The sequence below is a fragment of the Pseudomonas sp. PS02302 genome (assembly GCF_029959585.1).
GTDB classification, from domain to species: Bacteria; Pseudomonadota; Gammaproteobacteria; order Pseudomonadales; family Pseudomonadaceae; genus Chryseomonas; species Chryseomonas aestiva.
On sequence record NZ_JASCON010000153.1, the window covers coordinates 1 to 2,854 of the forward strand.

Genomic DNA, 2,854 nt, shown 5'->3' on the forward strand with positions numbered 1-2,854 from the left:
GATGCGGCCGCTCCTACAAGGTCCGATGTGTCTGTAGGAGCGGCCGCTTCGGCGGACCGCCATGGCCGCGATAAGGCAGTTGCACGTAATGTCACCTAGAAGCGGCCGCAACAGCGGACCGCCATGGCCGCAATCTCTTACTGAATCTCCCGCCGGAACGGCGGCAGCGCATTGAGGATGGCCTTGCCATAGCGCTGGGTCACCAGGCGGCGATCCAGCAGCGAGATGGTGCCGCTGTCCTGCTCGGTGCGCAGCAGCCGACCGCAGGCCTGGATCAGCCGCAAGGAGGCGTCGGGCACGGCGATTTCCATGAAGGGATTGCCGCCGCGCGCCTCGATCCACTCGGCCAGGGCGGCTTCCACCGGATCGTCGGGCACGGCGAAGGGAATCTTGGCGATGACCACGTGCTCGCAATAGGCGCCGGGCAGGTCGACCCCCTCGGCGAAGCTGGCCAGACCGAACAGCACGCTGGCCTCGCCGTCGTCGACACGCTTCTTGTGCTTGTTCAGGGTCTCCTGCTTGGACAGGTTGCCCTGGATCAGCACCCGCTTGCGCCAGTCGCGTTCCAGGCCGTCGAAAACGTCCTGCATCTGCCGCCGCGAGGAAAACAGCACCAGGGCGCCACGCGCGCCTTCGAGCATGGCCGGCAACTCGCGGACGATGGCCGCGGTGTGCTCGGCCGCGTTGCGCGGATCGGCCTTGAGATCCGGCACCCGCAGCACCCCGGCCTCGGCATGGCGGAACGGACTGGGCACCACGGCGGTGGCCGCCGAGCGCGGCAGGCCGGATCTCATGCGAAAGCGGTCGAAGGTGCCCAGGGCGGTCAGGGTCGCCGAAGTCACCAGGGCGCCGAAGGCGACATTCCACAGGTGACGGCGCAGCATCTCGGCGGCGAGGATGGGGCTGGCGTTGACCTCGATGTCGTACAGCGAACCCGTTTCGGCGAGGGTCATCCAGCGCGCCATGGGCGGGCTGTCTTCCGGGTCTTCGCAGGTAAAGGCCGTCCACAACTCCCAGTTGCCCTGGGCGCGCGCCAGCAGACTGCCGAACAGCGGATACCACTCCTCGGCCTGGTAGCTGGCCAGACCGATGCTGGATTCGCCGTCCATGGCCTGCTTGAGCATCTCGGTCAGGCGGGTGAACAGGTCGGTGAGCTTGGCGAAGCCTTTCTTGAGCTCGATGCCCATCTCGCGCAGGTCTTCGGGGATCACCCCGCCGACGAATCTGTGCCGCGGCCGCTCGCGGCCTTCCATGTCCTCGCCCGCGCGAAAATCCGCCAGGGCTTCGCAGGCGGTGAACATGAACTGCTGCTGGGTGCGGATCTCCCGCGCCAGCTCCGGCACCTGCTCGACCAGGCGTCCGAGATCACCCGGCAGCGGATGCTGGGCCAGCAGCTTGGTGAGATTCTTGGCGATCTGCTCCAGCCACTCGGCGGTGGATCTCAGCCGGGTGAAGTGGGCGAAGTGGCCGATGGCCTTGTCCGGCAGGTGGTGGCCTTCGTCGAACACATAGAGGGTGTCGCGGGGATCGGGCAGGATGGCGCCGCCGCCCAGGGCCAGGTCGGCCAGCACCAGGTCATGGTTGGTGACGATGACATCGACCTTGGTCATGCCTTCGCGCGCCCGGTAGAAGGCGCACTGCTGGAAATTCGGGCAGTGACGATTGGTGCACTGACTATGGTCGGTGGTGATGCGCGACCACTGGACGTCCTCGATGGCTTCCGGCCAGCTGTCACGATCGCCGTCCCAGCGATTGCCGGCCAGGCGCTCGATCATCTTGCCGAACAGTTCGTTGGACGCCTCGTCCACATCGATCTTGAAGCCATCCTCGGCGAACAGCTGGGCGGTGGCGTTCTGCGCCTGGCCCTCCTGCAGCAGCATGTCCAGCTTGGACAGGCACAGGTAACGCCCCCGGCCCTTGGCCAGCGCGAAGCTGAAGGACAGTCCGCTGTTGCGCAGGATGTCCGGCAGGTCCTTGTGCACGATCTGCTCCTGCAGCGCCACCGTCGCCGTGGCGATCACCAGCCGCTTGCCGGCCGCCTTGGCCACGGGAATGGCGGCCAGGGCATAGGCCACGGTCTTGCCGGTACCGGTACCCGCCTCCACCGCCACCACGGCGGGCTCGCCTTCGCGATGGCCCTCCTCGTCCTGGGCGATGCCACCCAGGCCCTTGGCGGTCTCCGCGATCATCAGCCGCTGGCCATAGCGTGGCTTGAGCGACTTGGCTTCGAGGAAACGCGTGTAGGCGCCCTGGATCTGGGTCTTGAGTTCGGTGCTGAGCATGCCTGGTTCCGGGCGATGGCAAAGCAGCGCCCCGTCCGGCGGACGAGCGCTGTATGCATCTACAGTAATGGATCTTGGGCGCTATGATAACGCGCCTGTCGTCAGGATGCGCCCGACGTTGAGGTCGCAGGCCGCTCAGGCGCCCGGCAGCTGGGGCGGCAGCCGATGAAAGGCGCCGAAGATCAGCAGGCTCAGACGATCGAGCCAGGGATGGCGGCGCAGGCGCAGGGCACGACGGCTGGCGAAGACTTCACCCAGATGCAGCAGCAGCAGGGCCAGGGCGACCAGGGCGAGCAATTGGGGGAACGGGCGAGCGAGAGGCAGGGCGACAGCGGCGGCTGCGGCGAGCCAGAACAGCAGGAGGAGGACTTTGCCGGTGAGGGACAGGGTTTTCATGGATTCCAGCAGGAGGACGAGATGGATCGGACCATAACGCCTGGAGCCGGAAAAAGTAAAGGCGGCGGACCAGGGTCCGCCGCCGATGCATCACTCGCGGTCGATCTGGATTTCGACGCGGCGGTTGGTGGCAAGGCCTTCAGCGGTCTCGTTGGTGGCGATCGGCTGACGCTCGC

General features: G+C 66.7%; 2 protein-coding genes. Both read right to left on the reverse strand.

Features of this window, described 5'->3' with window-relative positions; genetic code table 11:
* Positions 1–137: 137 nt before the first annotated feature.
* Positions 138–2,282 (reverse strand): ATP-dependent DNA helicase DinG, encoded by a 2,145-nt coding sequence (gene dinG, locus QMX82_RS25505; protein ID WP_208694648.1) that lies wholly within the window; start codon positions 2,280–2,282, stop codon positions 138–140.
* Positions 2,283–2,417: 135 nt separating this feature from the next.
* Positions 2,418–2,678: a DUF1145 domain-containing protein gene (locus QMX82_RS25510; protein ID WP_133859564.1), complete on the reverse strand. Its 261-nt coding sequence runs from the start codon at positions 2,676–2,678 to the stop codon at positions 2,418–2,420.
* Between the last annotated feature and the right edge of the window lie 176 nt (positions 2,679–2,854).

Excerpts from the sequence above, each read along its gene's own strand:
- dinG (WP_208694648.1), bottom strand. The coding sequence starts at position 2,282 with ATGCTCAGCACCGAACTCAAGACCCAGATCCAGGGCGCCTACACGCGT.
- QMX82_RS25510 (WP_133859564.1), bottom strand. The coding sequence starts at position 2,678 with ATGAAAACCCTGTCCCTCACCGGCAAAGTCCTCCTCCTGCTGTTCTGG.